This window comes from Sodalis glossinidius str. 'morsitans', assembly GCF_000010085.1.
Taxonomy (GTDB): Bacteria; Pseudomonadota; Gammaproteobacteria; order Enterobacterales; family Enterobacteriaceae; genus Sodalis; species Sodalis glossinidius.
In genome coordinates this window covers 784,619-805,353 of sequence record NC_007712.1, presented here as the reverse complement: position 1 = coordinate 805,353, position 20,735 = coordinate 784,619, and the positions used below count along the sequence as shown (strand labels likewise).

The window sequence follows — 20,735 nt, the reverse complement described above, 5'->3', positions numbered from 1 at the left end:
GCGTGGGCCGCCGTTCCCGGAGGCTTAGTCCTTGCGTTGCTGGAGACGTCGAAGCGATCGTTCCCGCCGGCTATGTTCCCGGCCAAGGTCCAGCAAAATTTCCTCAATAAACGCCAGATGGCGATGTGACGCCTCGCGCGCCTTTTCCGGCGCGCGCGCAACTATCGCCGCGAAAATTCCGGCGCGGTGGCTGCTCACCTGCGCCAGCATTTCCCGGCGCGAGTAGAGCAATTCAAAATTCTGACGCACGTTGTTTTCCAGCATCGGCCCCATACAGCGCACCAGGTGCAATAAAACCGCATTATGCGCGGCTTCGGTGACAGCAATTTGATAATTCATGACGGCATCGGCTTCCGCGTCGAGATCACCGCTGTCCTGCGCCGCCTGAATCGCCTGATGGCATTCACGGATATGCTCGAAATCCTGCTCGGTACCGCGCAGCGCCGCATAATAGGCTGCAATCCCTTCAAGGGCGTGACGGGTCTCCAACAGGTCGTATTGCGATTCAGGATGCTCCGCCAAAAGTTCAGTCAGCGGATCGCTGAAGCTTTGCCATAAATTACTTTGCACAAACGTCCCTCCACCCTGCCGACGCAGCAGCAGGCCTTTAGCTTCCAATCGCTGGATGGCTTCCCGCAGCGAGGGGCGGGACACGTCAAACTGCTTGGCCAGTTCACGCTCGGGGGGCAATTTTTCGCCGGGGCGCAGCGTCCCTTCCAGAATCAAATATTCCAACTGTTGTTCTATGACATCCGATAACTTGGGTTGGCGGATCTTACTATAGGCCATTTCTTGTCTTCTCAGCGGATGGTGCGGAGTCAATTGGTAATACCAATTACATTTACACGGCGCTAAAAGTAACAAAGTATTCACCTTCTGTCCATCGTGGCTTTGACCTAAATCATCAAATCGCGCACATTCTCACAAAAGCCTTACATCTGTGCTGTATCAGGCCCGCTCTCCAGCACAATCGTGTTTTCCGGCGAAAACGTTATTAACGTCTATGAAACGTTCCGGGGACGCCGTGGGAAGATGACGGACACGTAAAGCCAGGGAAAAACGCCGCCAAATGCATAGTCATGCAACCCTGACATGACCTTATGAACCCCGGCGATTTTCCCGGCGCCGTTACGCCCATCGTCCAGCAAACGACAACGCCGGTTTATTACGCGCAAGTGTCATAAATCCCGTGCAAAGCCTACCACACATCACTATTCTGTTGCCCGCGACAGCCCGAACGCGAAAATACCCCGCCGGGCCGCGTAAATTAAAACGTACAATAACCGTAACCGTGGACAGACACAGCGCAGGCCGGCATCCAGGTACTTGCCCGCCTTAACGACAGAGGATTCGATGATGGAAGGTCAACAGCGCGACGAGACGCTGAAACGCGGGCTAAAAAACCGCCATATACAGCTCATTGCTTTGGGCGGCGCGATTGGAACCGGCCTGTTTCTAGGGATTGCACAAACCATACAAATGGCCGGCCCTTCGGTTATTCTGGGCTATGCCATCGGCGGTTTTATCGCTTTCCTTATCATGCGCCAGCTGGGCGAGATGGTGGTGGAAGAGCCGGTAGCGGGCTCGTTTAGCCACTTCGCCTATAAATACTGGGGTAATTTCGCCGGTTTCGCCTCCGGCTGGAACTATTGGGTGCTCTATGTCCTGGTGGCGATGGCGGAATTGTCCGCGGTCGGCATCTATATGCAATATTGGTGGCCCGGGCTGCCGACCTGGGTATCGGCGGCGGTGTTTTTCCTGCTGATTAATGCCATCAATCTGGCCAACGTGAAGCTTTATGGTGAAATGGAATTCTGGTTCGCCATTATCAAGGTGATCGCCATCGTCGCGATGATCGTGTTTGGCGCCTGGCTCCTGCTCAGCGGTCGTGGCGGCCCGGAAGCCAGCGTCACCAACTTATGGGCGCAGGGAGGCTTCTTCCCGCACGGCGGCAAAGGTTTGCTGATGGCCATGGCGGTTATCATGTTTTCCTTCGGTGGTCTGGAGCTGGTGGGTATTACCGCCGCCGAGGCCGACGACCCGACGCGCAGTATTCCTAAAGCCACCAATCAGGTCATTTACCGCATCCTGATATTCTATATCGGCGCGCTGGCGATCCTGCTTTCGCTCTACCCCTGGGCCAAAGTGGTAGAGGGCGGTAGCCCATTTGTCCTGATTTTCCAGGCCATTAACAGCTACTGGGTGGCTAATATCCTCAATCTGGTGGTCCTGACCGCCGCGTTGTCGGTCTACAACAGCTGCGTTTACAGTAATAGCCGCATGCTGTACGGTCTGGCCCGTCAAGGCAATGGCCCGCAATCGCTGGCGAAAGTAGACCGGCGCGGCGTGCCGGTGGCTGCGCTCGGCGTCTCGGCGGTCGCGACCGCGATTTGTGTGCTGCTCAACTACCTGATGCCCGGTCAGGCTTTTGGTGTGCTGATGGCGTTGGTGGTGTCAGCGCTGGTAATCAATTGGAGCATGATCAGTCTGGCGCATTGGAAATTTCGCCGCAAAAAAGCGCAACAGGGCGTCATTCCGCGTTTTCCGGCGCTGTGGTACCCGATAGGCAACTGTCTTTGCCTGCTCTTCATGGCGGGTATTCTGGCGATTATGCTGCTCACCCAGGGCATGGCGATTTCGGTGTATTTGATTCCGGTTTGGCTGGTGGTGCTGGGTGTCGGCTTCGCGCTGAAAACTTCCGGCCAGAGCGCTGACGCACGCTGATCCCCGGTTTCCGCACCGGCCGATTTTACCGTGCCGGCGACAGGCGGACAGCCTAGACCAGCGCGCCGTAAATGGTCAACAGCGCCACCACCACAATCACCAATGTGACCTTTTTCGCCAGCGACACCGCGGCACGGGGCGTTTGCACCGCATCCAGATGCGGCTCACGCGCCAGCGAAAACTGCGCCAACCGCGTGAGAACCTGATACTGGCTGCTATGGATATCCCATAGCGAAGCGAACCAGGCCGGCAGCGCCTTCTCGCCATGCCCCAGCAGGGCATAGGCCACACCCGCCAGCCGCACCGGCAGCCAGTGCAGCAGCAAATCGATGCCGGAGCGCGCGCGTTTTAACGGTGTTGAGCGGCGCGCCAGCCAGGTTTGCCAGGCGCGCAAAAAGGCATAACCCGCCAGTGGCACGGGTCCCCAGGGGCCGCCGATGACCAGCCAAAACAGCGGCGCCAGATAAAACCGGAAATTAATCCACAGCAGCGCGTTTTGCAGTTCGCGCAACCGTTCCGCCGGAGTACCTTCCACCGGCAGGCCGTGTATTAACGCCAGCTCATCGCCGCGCTGGCATCGATATCGCCGCGGGCGGCGGCAATCAGATAGTCACGATAATGGCGCCGGATCCCGCCCGCACCGATGCACAATAGCGCCAGGATGACCCACAGCAACGGGATTTGGTAAAACCACCCTGAGGCCAGCCGCAGGCAGACCGCTACCAGTAAAATCCAGCACAGCGCCAGAATCAGCGTCTGCGCCAGCGACGTCTCGCGCAGACGGCTGAACGGCCGCGCAAGCCAGTGGTCCAGTTGCCAATGCTCGCCGTGTTTGAATAACCGCTCCCAAGCCAGCACCAATAGTAATGTAAACAGCGTCATAACCCGCGTCTCCCTGTTAAATGTCGTCAGCCTGTGGTGATAATAATTGCCGAAAATCGTGCCAATTGAAGGACGGTCCTGGATCGGTTTTCCACTCGGCGCGATATCGCTATGGCCGGTAATGTGCGCCGGCGTAATGGGATAATGGCGCATCAACAAGCGGGTCACGTCGGCAAGCTGGTGATACTGGACATCGGTATAGGCTAGCGTATCGGTCCCCTCCAGCTCGATATCGATGGAAAAATCATTGCAGCGCTCACGCCCCTCTGATAGCAGGACACTCCCGCGTGCCAGGCGCGTCGATGAAAGGGAACATACTGCACCACCTCCCCATCGCGCTGGATGAGACAATGCGCGGACACGCGCAGTTGGATAGCGGCAAAATAGGGATCGTCCGCAGGGTCCAGCGTACCGGTAAACAACCGATCTATCCAGGGCCGCCAAATTGGCCCGGCGGCAAACTGATATTGTGCACCACCAGCAACGTAGGAAATATGTCCGCCGGTCGATCGTCGCAATGGGGAGAAAGCACGCGCTTCACATCTGCAATCCAACCGTTATCCAACCGCATGGTGACCTCATTTTACCAAGTATGGTACTTCGCCCGGCTTCAGGGTAGCATGAATCCTCGCTTCCCTTTATCCGCAGATACGGAGATTTTTATGTCTACCCGCCGTTACAACGTTGAGCGCCGCCGGGCGGAATTGCTTGCTCGAATTCAACAGGATATCCCGCCGTCGGTCAGCGCCGCATTGAAAGAAGATCTGGGCGGCGGCACCGACGCTCAGGCCGATATCACCGCGCTGCTGCTGCCAGTGGACAGTCAGGCCAGCGCCGTGATTATCACTCGCGAAAACGGCGTTTTTTGCGGCCAATGCTGGCTTGAAGAGGTATTCAACCAGTTAGGCGGCGGCGTGGCGATTGAGTGGTTGGTTGCGGATGGCGATGACATTCTAGCCAATCAACCCCTGTGCCGACTGAGCGGGCCGGCGCGCCTGCTGCTTACCGGTGAACGGACCACGCTCAATTTCGTCCAGACGCTGTGCGGCGTGGCCAGCGAAGTGAAACGGTATGTCGCTGCGCTGGCGGGTACCGGTACCACGCTGCTTGATACGCGCAAAACCGTGCCGGGCCTTCGGACCGCCCTGAAATACGCGGTGCTGTGCGGAGGCGGCAGCAACCACCGGCTTGGACTGGCGGACGCGTTCCTCATCAAGGAAAATCATATCATCGCCGCCGGATCCATCGCCAATGCCGTCACCAACGCCGTGGCGCTGCGCGCCGATGTGCCGGTGGAAGTCGAAGTAGAATCTCTGGACGAGCTGCATCAAGCGCTGGATGCCGGCGCTGATATCATTATGCTCGACAACTTCAGCCGTGAAGATATGGTGCAAGCAGTGGCGGTAACCCGCCAGCGAGCGGCGCTGGAGGTGTCCGGCAATGTTACGCTCGCTACGCTGCGCGATTGCGCGCTGACCGGCGTCGATTACATTTCCGTCGGCGCACTGACCAAACATTTACGGGCGCTGGATCTCTCCATGCGTTTTCATTAACGATCACTATTGCGCGCGGCCACGCAATTTACTTGTCACAACCTGCAGCCGCGCGGTGTAGCGCCGAATCCGTCTGCCACTTTTTCTTTCCGCCGCTATCTGGGCGTCTGCCGGGCCGCTAGGGTGAAGGGGTTTTCGTTCACCCTAGCGGCCAGACATGCATCGTCAGCGCGGATTTACCCTCATGGAGCTAATGGTGGTGATCGCCATCATCCCTATTCTTAGCGCAATTGCGCTGCCCGACTATCAACGTTATCTGGATCGCGCGGCGCTGACCGATATGCTACTCATCGCCAGCCCCTTCCGTCTGGCGGTGGAGCTGTGCGCCATGCAGCAGGGCGACATCGATAGCTGCAATGCCGGTCAGCTGGATATTCCGGCCAGCCATCGTTCCCGTTATGTCAGCAGCGTCAGCGTGCGTCAGGATGTGATAAGTCTTACCGGCCGCCAAACCCTGGCGGGGCTGACGCTGGTGATGACGCCCGAAACACAGGGCGACGGTCTGCTCTGGCAGCGACACCGCGGCCGACGGCCATCTTGCCGCTCCGTGCGAAGCGTTATTCCAGAGCGCTGAACACTAGGGTGCGTAATGCTCAACCGTACGCATGCCGAGGCGCGCTGGCCGGTACTCCTCTGCACGACGATATACCGGTAACCGGCACGCTGGATCTATTGCTGCAGCGCGCGCTCTGTCGCGAGGCGTCGGATATCCACATCGAACCCTGTTCGCCCACAGGCTACCGGCTGCGGCTGCGCGTCGATGGTCTGATGACCGCCGCGCAGGGTTGTCCCGCCGGCCTGACGGAAGGTCTGGTCGCACGTCTGAAGGTCCTGGCGCGGTTGGACATCGCCGAACGCCGCCAGCCCCAGGACGGGCAATTCAACGCTAGCGGCGATAGCCTGCCGTGTTCACTGCGGCTTTCCACACTGCCCACGCTGTATGGAGAAAAAACGGTACTGCGTCTATTACGCTGCTCGCCACAGCGCCTGACGATTAAAAGATTAGGTATGCCGGCGTCCGCTCAATATTTGCAGCGTGGAGGATCCGGTTGAGCTGCCGTTGACTGGTATTAACCAATGTCAGGTCAATTCCCGGGCGCGGCTGGATTTTCCGCTGCTGCTGCGGGCGCTGCTGCGTCAGGACCCGGATGTGTTGATGGTCGGCGAGATTCGCGATCCGGAAACCGCTGCTGTAACGCTGAACGCTGCCCGCACCGGCTATCTGGTCCTTTCAACGCTACACACGCTGTGCGCCGACTCGGTCTGGAAGCGGCGCAGGCATGGCGCTGGCGCAGCAGGGCACAACCTCGTTCGCCGAACTCAGGCGCGTTTTGGGTCATTCGCCATGAACGGCCTCTGGCTCTGGCGTTGGCAGGGTCTGTGCGCCGAAGGCCGATTCTGCCGGGGAAAGATGATAGGCCGTAGCCGCCGCGACTGCGGCATGCGTTTAGTGGCGCAGGGCTACCAGCCCTTTCGCCTGCGTATTCACTGCTGGCTGCCGGCACGCTATTGGCAACGCCGGGCGCTGATTACTCTTACCGACCGGCTCGCCTCGCTACTGCATGCCGGCCTCCCGCTGCGGGAAAGCCTGACGCTGCTGGCCGCCGAATACCCGCGTGCAGGCTGGCGCTGTCTACTGGCACAGATCGGCGCGGATATCGAACGGGGACTGACGCTGTCGCGGGCCTGCGCCGCCTGGCCGCAGGTCTTTCCGCCGGTGTGGTGCGCCATGTTCGCCCTGGGCGAGCTTACCGGCAGACTGGACAGCTGCTGCGCCGAGCTGGCGCAAAGCGAAGCACGGCTATGGCGTATTAGGCAGCAGGTAATGCGGTCGCTGCTGGTCAGTTTGGGCGCGGTTGGCGACGGTTGTGCCATTATCATCCGCGCTGGCGTCACCCGCCTGCGCACCGCCGCACTGTGGCTGCCGCTGGCGGGTCCCCTGTTGCGTCATCACACGCTTCATCAGTTGTTTCAAACGCTGTCGATGACCCATCGCGCCGGCATCGCTCTCGATCGGGCGCTGGCGCCGACGTCGCTGTTTCCGGCGCATTGCCACTGGTTGATTCGCAGCGGCGGACTCACCGGCACGCTGGACGAGATTTTGTCGCAGCTGGCACGGTTACACGGCGAGCAGGCGCGGCAAAATGCCGAACAGCTGGCGCAGCTGGCTGAACCTGCTCTGCTGTTGCTCACGGGCGCCATGGTGTGCGGATTGGTGGTCATGCTTTATTTACCGCTGCTGCAGTTAGAAGAGGTCTTTAGCCAGTTTTAAGCGACTACGGCACACCCGCCGCGCGCGGTTGCAGGCCGAAGGATGCGCTGGTTGGGGGCGCCGGCGTCACCTCTATTTGCAGGGCCGGGAGAAGCTCATCAAAACGGCAGGCTGAGAGCAACGCTGAACCACGCAACCGGGGACAGGTTAAGGCGGTGGCGTCCTGTTCGCCGCCTGGCGCTGTTTACAACTGGGTGAAGATCCTGTTTTCCTGCTCGGCGACGCGAATAAACGTGGTGCGTTTGGTCAACTCCTTCAGTCGTGATGCGCCAACGTAGGTGCAGGCGGAACGCAGACCGCCGAGGATATCGCGGATGGCATATTCCACCGGCCCGCGCAGCCGCCGTCGCTGACAATCTGACCGATCAGACCGTGGGCGCATCGGCACACTCGATCACCGCCGACAGCTGGGGATAGCCGACGCCGGTTTTTACCCGGGTGGTGCATACCGAGCCGGGACCAATACCCACTTTGACGATATCGGCGCCGGAGAGAATAAGCTCCTCCACCATTTCGCCCGTGACCACATTGCCGGCGCAAATCACTTTATCCGGGCAGGCTTCGCGAGCTTTCTGGACGAAGGTCACAAAATGCTCCGAATAGCCGTTGGCAACATCAATGCAGATAAAATTCAGCTGCGGTGACAACGCCAGGATCTGCTTCAATTTCTCGAAGTCGGCGGGCGGAGGTCCCGGTAGACACCATCACATGACGCAGTACCGATTCCGGCGCCCGCGCCACAAATTCACGCCACTGATCCACGTTATAATGTTTATGCACCGCGGTGAGCACGTCGAATGCGGCCAGCGCCTCGGCCATATGAAAGGTGCCGACGGTATCCATGTTCGCGGCGATAACCGGCACGCCGGACCAGCGAATGCCGGGGTGTTTGAAGGTGAAGTCGCGCTGCAGTTCAACATCGGAGCGGCTTTTCAGCGAGCGCTTAGGCCGAATAAGGACATCTTTGAAACCTAACTTCACATCTTCTTCAATACGCATAGAGTTTTCCTGTTAAAAGGCGACGAGTCGCTAATCAATATCGGATACAATTTGCCTATTCCAGTAGCGGTATCATACTCGGGATTAAAGTTAGGGCAAGACTGCGAAATCTGCCCATTTTACGCTACAATCGTACCAATTTACCTTATGCTAGGAGATTCTCTTTTAGGGTGAGGCAGTTAACGTGACCCAATACATTGTGGCGTTGACCGGCGGTATCGGCAGCGGTAAAAGCACGGTGGCCAACACCTTTGCCGCACTCGGCGTGCCCCTGGTGGATGCCGACGTCATCGCCCGGGAAGTGGTGCAGCCGGAAAGTGCGGCTCTGCGCGCCATCGTACAACGTTTTGGCCCAGCGATGTTAAGCGCGGACGGCTCGCTGGATCGCGCCGCGCTTCGAGCGCGTATTTTCAGCGACCCGGCAGAAAAAACCTGGCTTAATGGCCTGCTTCATCCGCTTATTCAACGGCAAACCGAGCAGCAATTGCGCTCCGCCCGCGCGCCGTACGTGCTGTGGGTGGTGCCGATGCTGATCGAAAACAACCTGCAGCAGCGCGCCAATCGGGTGCTGGTGGTGGATGTGGACCGCGAGCGCCAGATCGCGCGCACGATCAGCCGGGACGGCGTCAGCCGCGAGCAGGTGGAAAACATTCTGGCGGCGCAGGTGTCGCGTCAGCGGCGTCTGGCCTGCGCAGACGATATTATTGATAATAGCGGGCGCCCCGAGGAGATAACGGATCGCGTTGCTACTTTGCATCAACGCTATCTGGCGCTTGCGGCATCGGCAACCCGACAGGATAAATCATCATGAGTAACGTTTACTCGACAACTGTGCTGTTTGAACACCCGTTAAATGAAAAAATGCGTACCTGGCTGCGGTTGGAGTTTCTACTACAGCAGCTTTACCGACATCCGGCGTTAAGCGAGACGGCTAACACGCTGACGTTTTTCCGTACCTTGGCCGATTTGCTGGACGTTCTGGAGCGCGGCGATATCCGCAGTGAAATTCTGAAAGAGCTCGATCGTCAGCAGCAAAAGTTATTGCAGTGGGAGGGCGTGCCCGGCGTCAACAGCGAACGCGTCAGCGCTCTGCGCACCGAGTTCAAACGCTGCGCTACGACGCTGATGGCGGCCCCGCGCCTGGGGCAATTGCTGCGCGAGGATCGCCTGATCGGCGCCGTGCGCCAGCGGCTTTCCATACCCGGCGGCGGCTGCAGCTTCGACCTGCCGGCGCTGCATATCTGGCTCCATCTGCCGCAGCCGCAGCGGGACACGCAGGTAAACGGCTGGCTGCAAACGCTGGATCCGCTTAACGCCGCGCTGACCCGCATACTGGATATCGTTCGCCATTCAGGGCCGTTCAAGAACCAAATCAGTTTAAACGGCTTTTTCCAGGATAACGATGGCGATGGCGATTTGCTGCGGCTGCGCATCTCAGTAGAGCATCAACTCTATCCGCAAGTATCCGGCCATAAAACCCGTTACGCTATCCGTTTTTTATCCCTGGACAGCGAAAACGGCGTGGTGCCGAACCGCCTGCCGTTTGAACTGGCCTGTTGTTAGGAGAACGCTATTATGAGCGACGATATCGTTAACGTCACCTGCCCCACCTGCGGCAAAGCGGTGGAATGGAGCCCGACAAGCCCGTTCCGGCCGTTTTGTAGCAAACGCTGCCAGTTGATTGATTTGGGCGAATGGGCGGAAGAGGAAAAACGCATCCCAAGCGATGTGCAAATTACCGATAGCGATGAGTGGAGCGATGAAACCCGCTATTGAGAGGAATGCACCGGCGGCGCTATATCTGCCGTCGCAGGCGACACGCTTCACCCCCGATGCCGCGCCAGACTTTCACCTTACCTTGGTTATCCCCGCCAGCTGTTAGCGGCATGGTGCGCTAACAGCTGTCCCCACGCGCGCTTCTAGTCCGCCGTCAGTTGGCGGATTATGGCCGCGTTGGCTGGCGGAAACTCATCCGCACGCAGCGCCTGCTGCGGGCACCAGCGCACCGGCTGTCCCTCGTTGCCGCAGGGCGTGCCGCGCCACTGCTCCACCAGATAGAAATAAAACGCCAACTGCCGCTCGGCGAAAGCATGCTGGGTGGTCGCCAGCAGTTGGGCACGCTCGACGTCAATGCCGGTCTCTTCACGCAATTCGCGATACAGCGCCTGCTCGGGGGTCTCTCCAGGCTCCACCTTACCGCCTGGAAACTCCCAAAATCCTCCCATGTGCACGTCCGCCGGGCGGCGGGCGATAAAGATCTCCCGCCGGGCGTTACGAATGATGCCCACCGCAATGGTTCGTATCGTCATAGCTGTCAGCGCTCCTTCACGTTGTCCCGCACAGCCAGGCCGCGTGCCCTAGAAAAAGTGTAACACGTTTTCACTAAAACGCCCGGCGAACCGGGCATGATGTGCGACTATTGACCGCGGGATGCCATCATTATTGCAGTTTGCCGTGGCAATGCTTGAACTTCTTGCCCGAACCGCACGGGCAGGGATCGTTGCGCCCGACTTTGCGACCTTCCTGCGCCGCTGCCGCGCTCCCCTGGGTGAGTTCCTCCACCGGCGCCTGATGGCTTAACTGCTGCTGTCTGGCGAGACGTTCGGCCTCTTCGCGCCGCTGCTGCTCCATCGCCTCAACCTCTTCCGGCATACGCACCTGCACCTTGCTAAGCATGCTGATCACTTCATATTTCAGCGACTCCAGCATGGCGGCAAACATGGCGAAAGATTCGCGCTTGTACTCTTGTTTCGGATCTTTTTGCGCATAACCGCGCAGATGGATGCCCTGACGGAGATAGTCCATCGCCGCCAGATGCTCTTTCCACAGAGAATCCAGCGTTTGCAGCATGACGCCTTTCTCGAAATTGCGCATTATATCGCTGCCGACGATCTCTTCCTTACGCTGGTATTGGGCCAGCATCTGTTCTAGCACTCGCTCGCGCAGGATTTCTTCGTGCAGGCCCGGTTCGTCGTCCAGCCATTGGGCGACAGGCATATCCAGATCGAAGTCATCCTTAAGGCGATGCTCCAGCCCCTGCACATCCCACATTTCCTCCAGGGACTGCGGCGGAATGTAGCTATCGAGAATGGTTTTCAGCACATCTTCGCGGATGCTCTTGACGGTCTCGCTAATGTCCGCCACATCGAGCAGTTCGTTCCGCTGGGTGTAAATTGCACAGCGCTGGTCGTTGGCGACATCATCGTATTCCAACAATTGCTTACGAATATCGAAGTTGCGGCTTTCCACCTTGCGCTGGGCGTTGGCAATCGCTTTGGTGACCCAGGGGTGTTCGATAGCTTCGCCGGGCTTCATGCCCAGCTTGCGCATCATGCCGGAGACGCGATCGGAGGCGAAAATACGCATCAGGGCATCTTCCATCGACAGATAAAAACGGGAAGAGCCGGCGTCGCCCTGACGGCCGGAGCGACCGCGCAGCTGATTGTCGATACGGCGCGATTCATGGCGCTCGGTGCCGATAATATGCAGGCCACCGGCGGCCAGCACCGCCTCATGGCGCGGCTGCCAGGCATCCTTGATGGCGGCGATCTGCTGCTCGTCCGGGGACTCCAGGGCCGCGACTTCCGCCTGCCAGCTGCCGCCCAGCACGATGTCGGTACCGCGCCCGGCCATGTTGGTGGCGATGGTGACCGCCCCCGGCTGGCCCGCCTGGGCGACGATGTCGGCCTCCATGGCATGGAATTTGGCGTTCAGCACCTTGTGCGCAATGCCGGCTTTTTCCAGCTCGCCGGAAACCAGCTCCGATTTTTCAATGGAAATCGTCCCCACCAGGACCGGCTGACCGCGTTCGGTACAGGTTTTAATATCCTCGATGATGGCGTCGATTTTTTCCTTTTCCGTCATATAGACCAGATCGGCCAAATCCTTACGGATCATGGGACGGTTGGTCGGCACCACGATGGTATCGAGTTTATAAATGGAGCTGAACTCAAACGCTTCGGTGTCGGCGGTACCGGTCATACCGGCCAGCTTCTCATACAGGCGGAAGTAGTTCTGGAAGGTAATCGACGCCAGCGTCTGGTTTTCATTCTGGATCGCGACATTTTCCTTGGCCTCCACCGCCTGGTGCAGCCCGTCGGACCAGCGGCGTCCCGGCATGGTGCGGCCGGTGTGCTCGTCGACAATGATCACTTCACCGTCTTTAACGATATAGTCCACGTCGCGGGCGAACAGCACGTGGGCGCGCAAAGCGGCGGTCACATGATGCATCAGCATAATGTTGGCCGGCGAGTAGAGCGATTCGCCCTCCTCCATAATGCCGGCTTTCACCAGCAGCTCTTCAATCAGCATCAGCCCGCGTTCAGTCAGATTCACCTGGCGGGACTTCTCATCCACCGAGAAGTGCCCCTCGCCCTGAAAACTCTCGGAGTCTTCTTTGTCCTGACGAATCAGATGGGGGATAAGCTTATCGACGCGGCGATACATATCAGAGCTGTCCTCCGCCGGGCCGGAGATAATCAGCGGGGTACGCGCCTCATCGATAAGGATGGAGTCCACCTCGTCCACCAGCGCGTAATGCAGTTTGCGTTGCACCCGCTCTTCCGGGCTGAACGCCATATTGTCACGCAGATAGTCAAAGCCGTACTCATTGTTGGTACCGTAGGTGATATCGGCGGCGTAAGCGGCGCGTTTGGCCGGCGCCGGCAGCCCCGGCAGGTTGATGCCGACGCTCAGCCCCAGGAACTCGAACAGCGGGCGGTTGTTTTCCGCATCGCGCTGCGCCAGGTAATCGTTCACCGTGACCACGTGCACACCTTTTCCGCTCAGGGCGTTCAGGTAGGCCGGCAGCGTAGCGGTAAGGGTCTTCCCTTCACCGGTGCGCATCTCGGCGATGCAGCGGTCGTTAAGAACCATACCGCCCATCAATTGCACATCAAAATGGCGCATTCCGAACACCCGCTTGCTGGCCTCGCGCACCACGGCAAAGGCTTCCGGCAACAGGCTGTCAACGGTCGCTCCCTGGGCGATACAGTCGCGGAATTCAACGGTTTTGGCCGCGAGCTGTTCATCGCTCAGCTGCTCCATCGCCGGTTCCATCTGGTTGATAGCGTCCACCGCTTTGCTCATACGGCACAGGGTACGATCGTTACGGCTGCCAAAAATCTTGGTAAGTAATTTTGCTAGCATAGTTAGTCACATCTCATCACGGCCCCGTCCATCAGCGGCCAAAAAGTCGTTTGCGGAAAAGTTACGGTCCTTCAGCGTCAGACGGCGGCGTGCGGGCCGGCGCGTATTCCCTGCTGCTGCGTCAGACGAATGCCGCTACGGTTGTCGATGAAAGCGACGTGGCCCGTTGACCGCAGCCGGCGGACCAGCACCGGCGGCCGCGCTTCGCGGTTGAGCAACAGACCCAGCGTGGTCAGCAGTACCTGATGCTGCACGCGCAGCGGCGCGACGGCCTCGGGCAACGGCGCGGGGGCCCAGGCAATGGAGAGATGACGGATGACGGTACGTATGGCATGCTGATGCCAGTAGTCAACAGCGTAGGTGGTGCGACACGGGACATCTTTCAGCCGTGCCAGCTGGCTGAAGCCGGCCTGAAAGGCACTTTGCCGGCTGAGACTGGGGCAATTGTCGGCCTGGTACAACATCTCCTGGCCGCCGCCTGGCAACAAAGGCACGCCAAAGCCGGCCGCAACAATCCCCAACAGGAGATGCGGCCAGAAATAACGTCTGCCAATTTGTCGCCAACGATTTAGAATACCCATTACCCGATAATGTCTTCCGCCGGAGTGTTGTTATGCGCGATAGTCGTCCACATCCCATCGACAGCCTATTTGGCGACGCCGCCGAAACGGGCCGCGTGTCCCTGTCAAAGATTCAGCAGCGTGCCATCCTGCTGCTGAAGCTCAACCGCGCGGTCAATGCGCTGTTGCCGACACCGCTGCGCCCCTGGTGCCGTGTCGCCAACGTCCGCCAGGGAGTGCTGGTACTGGAAACCGCTAATGCCAGCTGGAAGATGCGGTTACGCTATGAACAACCTCAATTATTGTCTGCGTTAAGAGCGCAGATTCTACCATCATTGTCGTCTATCGACATCAGGATTAACCCTGGCCTGGCGAGAAAACAGGAGTTGAATGCGCAAAATAACGACAGCGGCCGGCAACCTGACCGGCCGCTGGGGGAAAAGCCACGGCATTTGAGCGTACAGAGCGCGGCGTCTATTCGCCATGTAGCGGCGCGCAGCGAAGGAAAATTAAAGAACGCGCTGGAACGACTGGCGGAGCTGGCCGGAGAGAGTGCCAACCCCACCCGTCGCGGGAAATAGACGCCAGAAGGTTAACCCTGCCGACGACAAGCCGGAACGCCGCAATAACACTGCGTCACCGCGACCTCGTTCAGACCATAACGAAGGAAGGGGCTTTGAACGCCAGCGGCAGTTTAGCCTCATCCTCGAAGGTCACCAGTTCCCAGGCTTCCTGACGCGCCAGTACCGCCTGCAGCAGCTTGTTATTCATGGCGTGGCCGGATTTGAAGGCAGTAAACGCGCCGATGATGTTGTGACCGAACATGAATAGGTCGCCGATGGCGTCGAGCATTTTGTGGCGGACGAACTCATCTTCAAAGCGCAGGCCGTCTTCGTTCAGCACCCGGTAGTCATCGACCACGATAGCGCAGTCGAAACTGCCGCCAAGCGCCAGGCCGCGAGATTGCAGGTACTCAATATCACGCATGAAGCCAAAGGTGCGCGCACGGCTTATCTGGCGAACGAACGACTCCGCGGAGAAGTTCAGGAAATAACGTTGCGAGCTGGCATCAATCGCGGGATGTTTGAAGTCGATGGTGAAATCGAGCGTAAAGCCGTTATACGGCGCAAGCTCGGCCCATTTATCCCCATCCTCGACGCGCACCGCCTGTTTCAGACGCAGGAATTTTTTGGCACTGTTAAGCTCCTCAATGCCGGCATCCAGCAGCAGGTAGACGAAGGGGCTGGCGCTGCCGTCCATGATCGGGATTTCAGGCGCATCCACTTCAACGATGATGTTGTCGATTCCCAATCCCGCCAGCGCCGCGTTCAGGTGCTCTACGGTGGAAATACGCACATCATGCTCGTTCACCAGACAGGTGCAAAGCATGGTGTCGCGCACCGACTTGGCGTCAGCGGGAAAATCTACCGGCGGGTTCAAATCGGTTCGACGATAGATGACCCCGGTGTTTGCCGATGCAGGGCGTAGTGTCAGTGTGACCTTTTTGCCGGTATGTAACCCCACACCGGTGGCCTGCACGATACGTTTCAATGTCCGCTGTTTGATCATCTGTTTCTCTCGCAATGTTTAACCATGCCGCCTACTCCACACAGTATAGATAAGAGTGGGTGGGCCAGTTTAGCACAAAGAGCGGCGTTTCCCAAAACTGCACGGTTTAATCCGCCTGTTTACGCAAGAATGCCGGAATATCCAGGTAGTCGGGTTCCTTACTCCCCTGGGCGTTTTGCTCATTGACCGCCTTGGCCGCCGTTTTCTGCTCCTGATTGAGCGAAGACATGCCCGCGGCGTGATCGCGATAGAGGTTATCCATCACCCGCTGGCTGCTCTGCTTATTGGTCACCAGCGTTATTTCCGGCCGTTTGTCCATACCGATGCCGGTCGCGACCACGGTAACGCGCAGTTCGTCGTTCATATCCGGATCCAGCGAGGTACCGATGACGACCGTGGCGTTGTCGGAGGCAAAAGCGCGGATGGTGTTACCCACGGTTTCAAACTCGTCCAGACGCAGGTCGAAGCCCGCGGTAATGTTGACCAGAACCCCACGGGCGCCGGACAGATCGATATCTTCCAGCAACGGACTGGAAATGGCCATTTCCGCCGCTTCTTCCGCGCGATCTTCGCCGCAGGCAACGCCGGAACCCATCATGGCATAGCCCATTTCAGACATTACGGTGCGCACGTCGGCAAAGTCGACGTTCATCAGCCCCGGGCGGGTGATAAGCTCGGCAATACCCTGCACCGCGCCTTTCAATACATCGTTGGCGGCGCCAAACGCGTCAAGCAGCGAAATACCGCGTCCCAGGACTTTCAGCAGCTTGTCGTTGGGGATGGTGATAAGCGAGTCGACATGCTTGGAGAGTTCAGCAATGCCCTGCTCGGCGAACGCCATACGTTTTTTGCCCTCAAAATTAAAGGGCTTGGTGACCACAGCCACGGTCAGGATACCCAGATCCTTGGCGACTTCCGCGACAACCGGCGCAGCGCCGGTACCGGTACCACCGCCCATACCGGCGGCGATGAACACCATATCGGCTCCTTCAAGCGCGGCCCGCAGCGCTTCGCGGTCCTCTTCGGCGGAGTGGCGGCCCACTTCGGGATTGGCGCCGGCCCCTAGCCCTTTGGTAATGCCGCTGCCGATTTGAATAGTCTGGCCCACCGCCGTCTTACGCAATGCCTGAGCATCGGTATTCACCGCGAAGAAGTCCACGCCTTCGATGCGCTCTCGCACCATATGCTCGACGGCGTTGCCGCCACCGCCGCCGACGCCGATGACTTTAATCACCGCGTCGTTGGTTAATTCCATAGGTTCAAACATAATTTCTCTCCGTTTTGTGCCTGTCGCTTCGGAATCGGCCGCCTGCACAGCCGGGTTCCGTCTTGAAAATCGTTAAAATTCTTTTCGCAGCCAGCCGCTGAACCGCTTGAACCATGTGCTGACCGACGTTCTTTTTTCCACGTCTACTTCGCCGCTTAAATGTGACTCTTTACCGTAATGCAGCAGCCCCACGGCGGTAGAATAATAGGGCGCCTGCGCATAATCCGTCAGGCCGGTGATATTCAGCGGCTGGCCAATACGCACCTGGGTATGAAATACCCTCTGCGCGCACGCCGCCAAACCATCGATTTGCGCCGCGCCGCCGGTCAGGACGATGCCGGCGGCCAGATGGTGCTTCACTCCCTGCGCCCGCAGTTGCTCCTGCAGTTGCAAAATCTCGTCGTTGACCAGATTAAGCAGCTCAGTGTAACGCGGCTCGATCACCTCAGCCAGGGTCTGGCGCTGCAGGCTGCGCGGCGGCCGGCCGCCGACGCTCGGTACCTCAACGCTCTCGTCCTTGCTGACCACCGCGCCCAGCGCACAGCCGTGGCGGACTTTGATCGCCTCGGCGTCGGTGGGCGGCGTGCCGAAGGCGTAGGCGATGTCGCTGGTGACCACATTGCCGGCGTAGGGAATCACCTTGGTATGGCGCAGTGCGCCGGCGGTATACACCGCCATGTCCATGGTGCCGCCGCCGATGTCGACCACGCACACTCCCAGTTCGCGTTCATCTTCGGTCAGAACCGCGTAACTTGACGCCAAACCGGCGAAAATAAGTTGGTCAACTTTCAGCCCGCAACGTTCAACCGCTTTGACAATGTTCTTCGCCATATCATTATGGCAGGTAATCAGGTGGACCTTGGCCTGCATGCGTACGCCGGACAGGCCAACCGGGTTTTTTATTCCTTCCTGATAGTCAATCGCATAATCCTGCGGAATGACGTGCAAAATACGGTGCTCATCGCGTACACGCACCGATTTGGCGGTATGCACCACATTCTCCACGTCTTCCTGGGTCACTTCTTCTTCGGAAATCGGTACCATGCCAATTTCATTCTGGCAGCTAATATGTTTGCCGGACAGGGCAAGATACACCGAGGAGATCTGGCAGTCCGCCATCAGCTCCGCCTGATCAATAGCGCGCTGAACGCATTTCACGACCGATTCCAGATCGTTAACGCCACCCTTGTCCATGCCGCGCGACGGGCAACTGCCGACACCGATGATATTCACCATACCATCGGGCAGCACCTCCCCTACCAGCGCGGCCACCTTGGCCGTGCCGATCTCCAGTCCTACTACCAGTTTTCTGTCCGTCGCCTTGATCATTGTTGTTCTGCCTGTGCCTGAATCTGTTGCTGATTACTATTTTCCGGTTCGATATAGGCCGCTGCCCAACCGACGGCCAAGCCCGAGTCATAGCGCAGATCCACATAGCTGATGCGCTTATTATCGTTCCGGGCCTGCTGGAGAAGAACCGGATAAATCCCGATAAAGCGCTGCAGGCGCCTGGCTCTGTCGTCCCGGCCCAGTTCCAGCCGGGTATCGTCCCGTAACGTCAACTGCCACGAATGGCGGGCGCTCATGCTAACCGCCTTGAGCTGAAACTTGGCCGCCGTCAGCACCGCGTTCATGGTGCGATAGCCGCTCAGCACGTCTTGCTCGCTGCCCTCCGGGCCATAAAGCATCGGCATGGGCTGATTGCCGATACGCTCCGCCGGCGCGCTGAATACCTTGCCGCTGCCGTCAAGCAGATGTTGATCGTTCCAGCGCACCACCGGCACATATTCCACCAGGTGGATTTTCAACTCGTCCGGCCACTGTTTACGCACGCTGACCTGCTTTATCCACGGCATGCGTTCAATTTGCTGCTGAATAACGTTAACGTCCTGCGTCATAAAGGTGCCGGGCGCTCCCAGCGCCAGAATCGCCTGGCGGATATCGTCATTGGTGGTGTAATGACGATATCCGGTCACCACCAGCCGGGACAGCGGTAAACGATGGGCATCTTTCATCCAGCCCACGACCATCCAACCTCCCCAGACGATGGTGCCGAGCACCATCAGCAGGAAGATCAGACCCGCGAGCTGGCCGCCGTTGCTGCGTCCCGCAGCGGCTCTCTCTGTCTCACGGTTGCGTACGTTTATCGCCGCCTGCGACATGTCAGGCCGCTCCCGCCGCGGCGACCGTCGGCGCATACCGCTGAAAATCAAGCCGTTTAACCATGACGTCCCTCGCCAGGCTGCGGCTGCAGCCTGCTGTCAGCCAGTTTACGGGCTATTTTGCCCACCGTACCGGCGCCCTGCATCAGCACCAAATCGTTGTCTTGCAGCACCTGCGCCAGCGTTGCGGGCAGCGTCTCCATATCCGGCACCAGAATCGGATCCACCTTGCCGCGGCCGCGAATAGTGCGGCACAAAGAGCGGCTGTCGGCGCCGGGGATCGGCGCTTCGCCGGCGGGATAAACATCCAGCATCAGCAGGACATCCACGCCGGAGAGGACGTTGGCGAAATCGTCGTAAAGGTCTCGCGTACGCGTATAGCGGTGCGGCTGAAACACCATTACCAGACGCTTATCCGGCCAGCCGGCACGCGCCGCTTTAATCGTAGCGTCCACCTCGGTCGGGTGATGACCGTAATCGTCCACCAGCATGACTTCGCCCGTTTTGCCGTTGACGTTGACCAAATCATAATGGCCCAAATCATCGAAGCGGCGGCCGGTGCCCTGAAATTGCAGCATCGCCTGCAAAATGCTCTCGTCGTTGATGCCCTCTTCGGTCGCCACCGCAATCGCCGCCACCGCATTCAGCGCGTTGTGGCGACCCGGTGCGTTGAGCTCCACCCGTAAATCGGCCTTTTCCTGCCGGGTGAAGGTAAAGCTGCCACGCGCACCGTCCTGGCGATAATCGGTGATACGCAAATCGGCATCGTCGCTGAAGCCATAAGTGGTGATTTGCCGCCCGACGCGGGGCAGCAGTTCGCGGATCACCGGATCGTCGATACACATCACCGCACGGCCGTAAAACGGCAGATTGTGCAGAAAGTTGATAAACGTCTGCTTGAGATTTTCAAAGTCGCCCTGATAGGTATCCATATGGTCGGCTTCGATATTGGTAATAATCGCCACCATCGGCTGCAAATGCAGGAAGGAGGCGTCGCTTTCGTCGGCCTCGGCAATCAGGTAGCGACTGCAGCCCAGACGGGCGTGCACGCCGGCGGCTTTCACCAGTCCGCCGTTCACGAAGGTCGGATCCAGGCCGGCCTCGGCATAAATACTGGCCACCATCGCGGTCGTCGTGGTTTTACCGTGCGTACCGGCAATAGCGATGCCGTGACGAAAACGCATCAGCTCCGCCAGCATTTCCGCGCGCTGAATGACGGGAATACGCACCTCTTTGGCCGCCACAATTTCCGGGTTATCAGCCGCGATGGCGCTCGACACCACCACTACGCTGGCATCACTGATATTCTCCGGGCGGTGGTTGAAATAAATTTGCGCACCCAGGTCCGTCAGTTGCTGCGTGACCGCGTTCGGCGCCAGATCGGAGCCGCTGATTTGATAGCCCTCGTTCGCCAGCACTTCCGCGATACCACCCATGCCGGCACCGCCGATGCCGACAAAATGGATTTGCCTGACGCGGCGCATCTCTGGGACAAAAGTTCGCAGTTTAGCCAGTTGTTGTGTATTCACAGTGTCATCGCTTAAGTCAAAAAAAACGCTCAAGATGGCACGCCCGGCCCGTCCGGTGTTGTCGGCGCAC

General features: G+C 58.8%; 18 protein-coding genes and 3 pseudogenes. 9 read left to right on the top strand and 12 right to left on the bottom strand.

The annotated features are described in order from the left end of the window. Positions 1-24 precede the first annotated feature (24 nt). Positions 25-789: a pyruvate dehydrogenase complex transcriptional repressor PdhR gene (pdhR, locus tag SGP1_RS04110; RefSeq protein WP_011410439.1), complete on the bottom strand. Its 765-nt coding sequence runs from the start codon at positions 787-789 to the stop codon at positions 25-27. A 567-nt stretch (positions 790-1,356) separates the two neighbouring features. Between pdhR and SGP1_RS04105 the strand changes: the two genes are divergently transcribed. Then, positions 1,357-2,724 (top strand): amino acid permease, encoded by a 1,368-nt coding sequence (locus SGP1_RS04105; RefSeq protein ID WP_041867362.1) that lies wholly within the window; start codon positions 1,357-1,359, stop codon positions 2,722-2,724. Between the two features lie 52 nt (positions 2,725-2,776). On the opposite strand, the pseudogene ampE reads toward SGP1_RS04105, so the two are convergent. Together ampE and ampD are read right to left on the bottom strand one after the other, a co-directional pair. Beyond that, positions 2,777-3,606, bottom strand: a pseudogene (gene ampE, locus SGP1_RS04100) (beta-lactamase regulator AmpE). A 16-nt stretch (positions 3,607-3,622) separates the two neighbouring features. After that, positions 3,623-4,177: pseudogene (gene ampD, locus SGP1_RS26545) on the bottom strand (1,6-anhydro-N-acetylmuramyl-L-alanine amidase AmpD). A 91-nt stretch (positions 4,178-4,268) separates the two neighbouring features. Here ampD and nadC point away from each other — a divergent pair. The 4 genes from nadC to SGP1_RS23310 all read left to right on the top strand — a co-directional run bounded on the left by nadC (position 4,269) and on the right by SGP1_RS23310 (position 7,431). After that, positions 4,269-5,159: a carboxylating nicotinate-nucleotide diphosphorylase gene (nadC, locus tag SGP1_RS04095; protein WP_011410437.1), complete on the top strand. Its 891-nt coding sequence runs from the start codon at positions 4,269-4,271 to the stop codon at positions 5,157-5,159. Positions 5,160-5,343: 184 nt separating this feature from the next. Next, the gene (gene ppdD, locus SGP1_RS04090) at positions 5,344-5,733 is read left to right on the top strand and encodes a prepilin peptidase-dependent pilin (RefSeq protein WP_279379439.1); all 390 of its coding nucleotides are present in this window, start codon (positions 5,344-5,346) and stop codon (positions 5,731-5,733) included. An 8-nt stretch (positions 5,734-5,741) separates the two neighbouring features. Then, positions 5,742-6,212: an ATPase, T2SS/T4P/T4SS family gene (locus SGP1_RS04085; RefSeq protein ID WP_050747394.1), complete on the top strand. Its 471-nt coding sequence runs from the start codon at positions 5,742-5,744 to the stop codon at positions 6,210-6,212. Positions 6,213-6,219: 7 nt separating this feature from the next. Further along, entirely contained in the window at positions 6,220-7,431 is a 1,212-nt protein-coding gene (locus tag SGP1_RS23310) for an ATPase, T2SS/T4P/T4SS family (protein ID WP_148203358.1), read from the top strand. A gap of 184 nt (positions 7,432-7,615) precedes the next feature. On the opposite strand, the pseudogene SGP1_RS04080 reads toward SGP1_RS23310, so the two are convergent. After that, positions 7,616-8,430 (bottom strand): annotated as a pseudogene (locus SGP1_RS04080) (GMP reductase). Between the two features lie 184 nt (positions 8,431-8,614). Here SGP1_RS04080 and coaE point away from each other — a divergent pair. From coaE to yacG, 3 genes are read left to right on the top strand one after another with little or no spacing between them, the layout of a single operon-like run. Beyond that, the gene (gene coaE, locus SGP1_RS04075) at positions 8,615-9,241 is read left to right on the top strand and encodes a dephospho-CoA kinase (protein ID WP_011410434.1); all 627 of its coding nucleotides are present in this window, start codon (positions 8,615-8,617) and stop codon (positions 9,239-9,241) included. Next, entirely contained in the window at positions 9,238-9,993 is a 756-nt protein-coding gene (zapD, locus tag SGP1_RS04070; RefSeq protein WP_011410433.1) for a cell division protein ZapD, read from the top strand. The genes coaE and zapD overlap by 4 nt, the downstream gene beginning before the upstream one ends. A gap of 12 nt (positions 9,994-10,005) precedes the next feature. Further along, positions 10,006-10,206 carry a DNA gyrase inhibitor YacG gene (yacG, locus tag SGP1_RS04065; RefSeq protein WP_011410432.1) on the top strand — a complete coding sequence of 67 codons (201 nt, stop codon included), beginning with the start codon at positions 10,006-10,008 and terminating at the stop codon, positions 10,204-10,206. 143 nt (positions 10,207-10,349) lie between these two features. Here yacG and mutT read toward each other — a convergent pair whose 3' ends face one another. The 3 genes from mutT to secM form a co-directional block, all read right to left on the bottom strand. Next, complete coding sequence (mutT, locus tag SGP1_RS04060) at positions 10,350-10,739, bottom strand: 8-oxo-dGTP diphosphatase MutT (protein ID WP_011410431.1); 390 nt, start codon at positions 10,737-10,739, stop codon at positions 10,350-10,352. Between the two features lie 130 nt (positions 10,740-10,869). Next, complete coding sequence (secA, locus tag SGP1_RS04055) at positions 10,870-13,578, bottom strand: preprotein translocase subunit SecA (RefSeq protein ID WP_011410430.1); 2,709 nt, start codon at positions 13,576-13,578, stop codon at positions 10,870-10,872. Positions 13,579-13,655: 77 nt separating this feature from the next. Continuing rightward, positions 13,656-14,159 carry a secA translation cis-regulator SecM gene (gene secM, locus SGP1_RS04050; RefSeq protein ID WP_011410429.1) on the bottom strand — a complete coding sequence of 168 codons (504 nt, stop codon included), beginning with the start codon at positions 14,157-14,159 and terminating at the stop codon, positions 13,656-13,658. A gap of 32 nt (positions 14,160-14,191) precedes the next feature. On the opposite strand from secM, the gene SGP1_RS04045 reads away from it, so the two are divergent. Next, positions 14,192-14,719, top strand: a complete 528-nt coding sequence (locus tag SGP1_RS04045) for a DUF721 domain-containing protein (protein ID WP_011410428.1) — start codon at positions 14,192-14,194, stop codon at positions 14,717-14,719. A 70-nt stretch (positions 14,720-14,789) separates the two neighbouring features. On the opposite strand, the gene lpxC is transcribed toward SGP1_RS04045, so the two are convergent. From lpxC to murC, 5 genes are all read right to left on the bottom strand, one after another. Then, on the bottom strand, positions 14,790-15,707 hold the full coding sequence (gene lpxC, locus SGP1_RS04040) for a UDP-3-O-acyl-N-acetylglucosamine deacetylase (RefSeq protein ID WP_011410427.1): 918 nt from the start codon (positions 15,705-15,707) through the stop codon (positions 14,790-14,792). 106 nt (positions 15,708-15,813) lie between these two features. After that, entirely contained in the window at positions 15,814-16,974 is a 1,161-nt protein-coding gene (gene ftsZ / locus SGP1_RS04035) for a cell division protein FtsZ (protein ID WP_011410426.1), read from the bottom strand. A gap of 72 nt (positions 16,975-17,046) precedes the next feature. Next, positions 17,047-18,303, bottom strand: a complete 1,257-nt coding sequence (gene ftsA, locus SGP1_RS04030) for a cell division protein FtsA (protein ID WP_011410425.1) — start codon at positions 18,301-18,303, stop codon at positions 17,047-17,049. After that, the gene (gene ftsQ, locus SGP1_RS04025; protein ID WP_011410424.1) at positions 18,300-19,136 is read right to left on the bottom strand and encodes a cell division protein FtsQ; all 837 of its coding nucleotides are present in this window, start codon (positions 19,134-19,136) and stop codon (positions 18,300-18,302) included. Before ftsQ ends, ftsA begins: the two co-directional genes overlap by 4 nt. A gap of 56 nt (positions 19,137-19,192) precedes the next feature. After that, a complete protein-coding gene (gene murC / locus SGP1_RS04020; protein ID WP_011410423.1) occupies positions 19,193-20,665 on the bottom strand; it encodes a UDP-N-acetylmuramate--L-alanine ligase in 1,473 nt (490 codons plus the stop codon). Positions 20,666-20,735 lie beyond the last annotated feature (70 nt).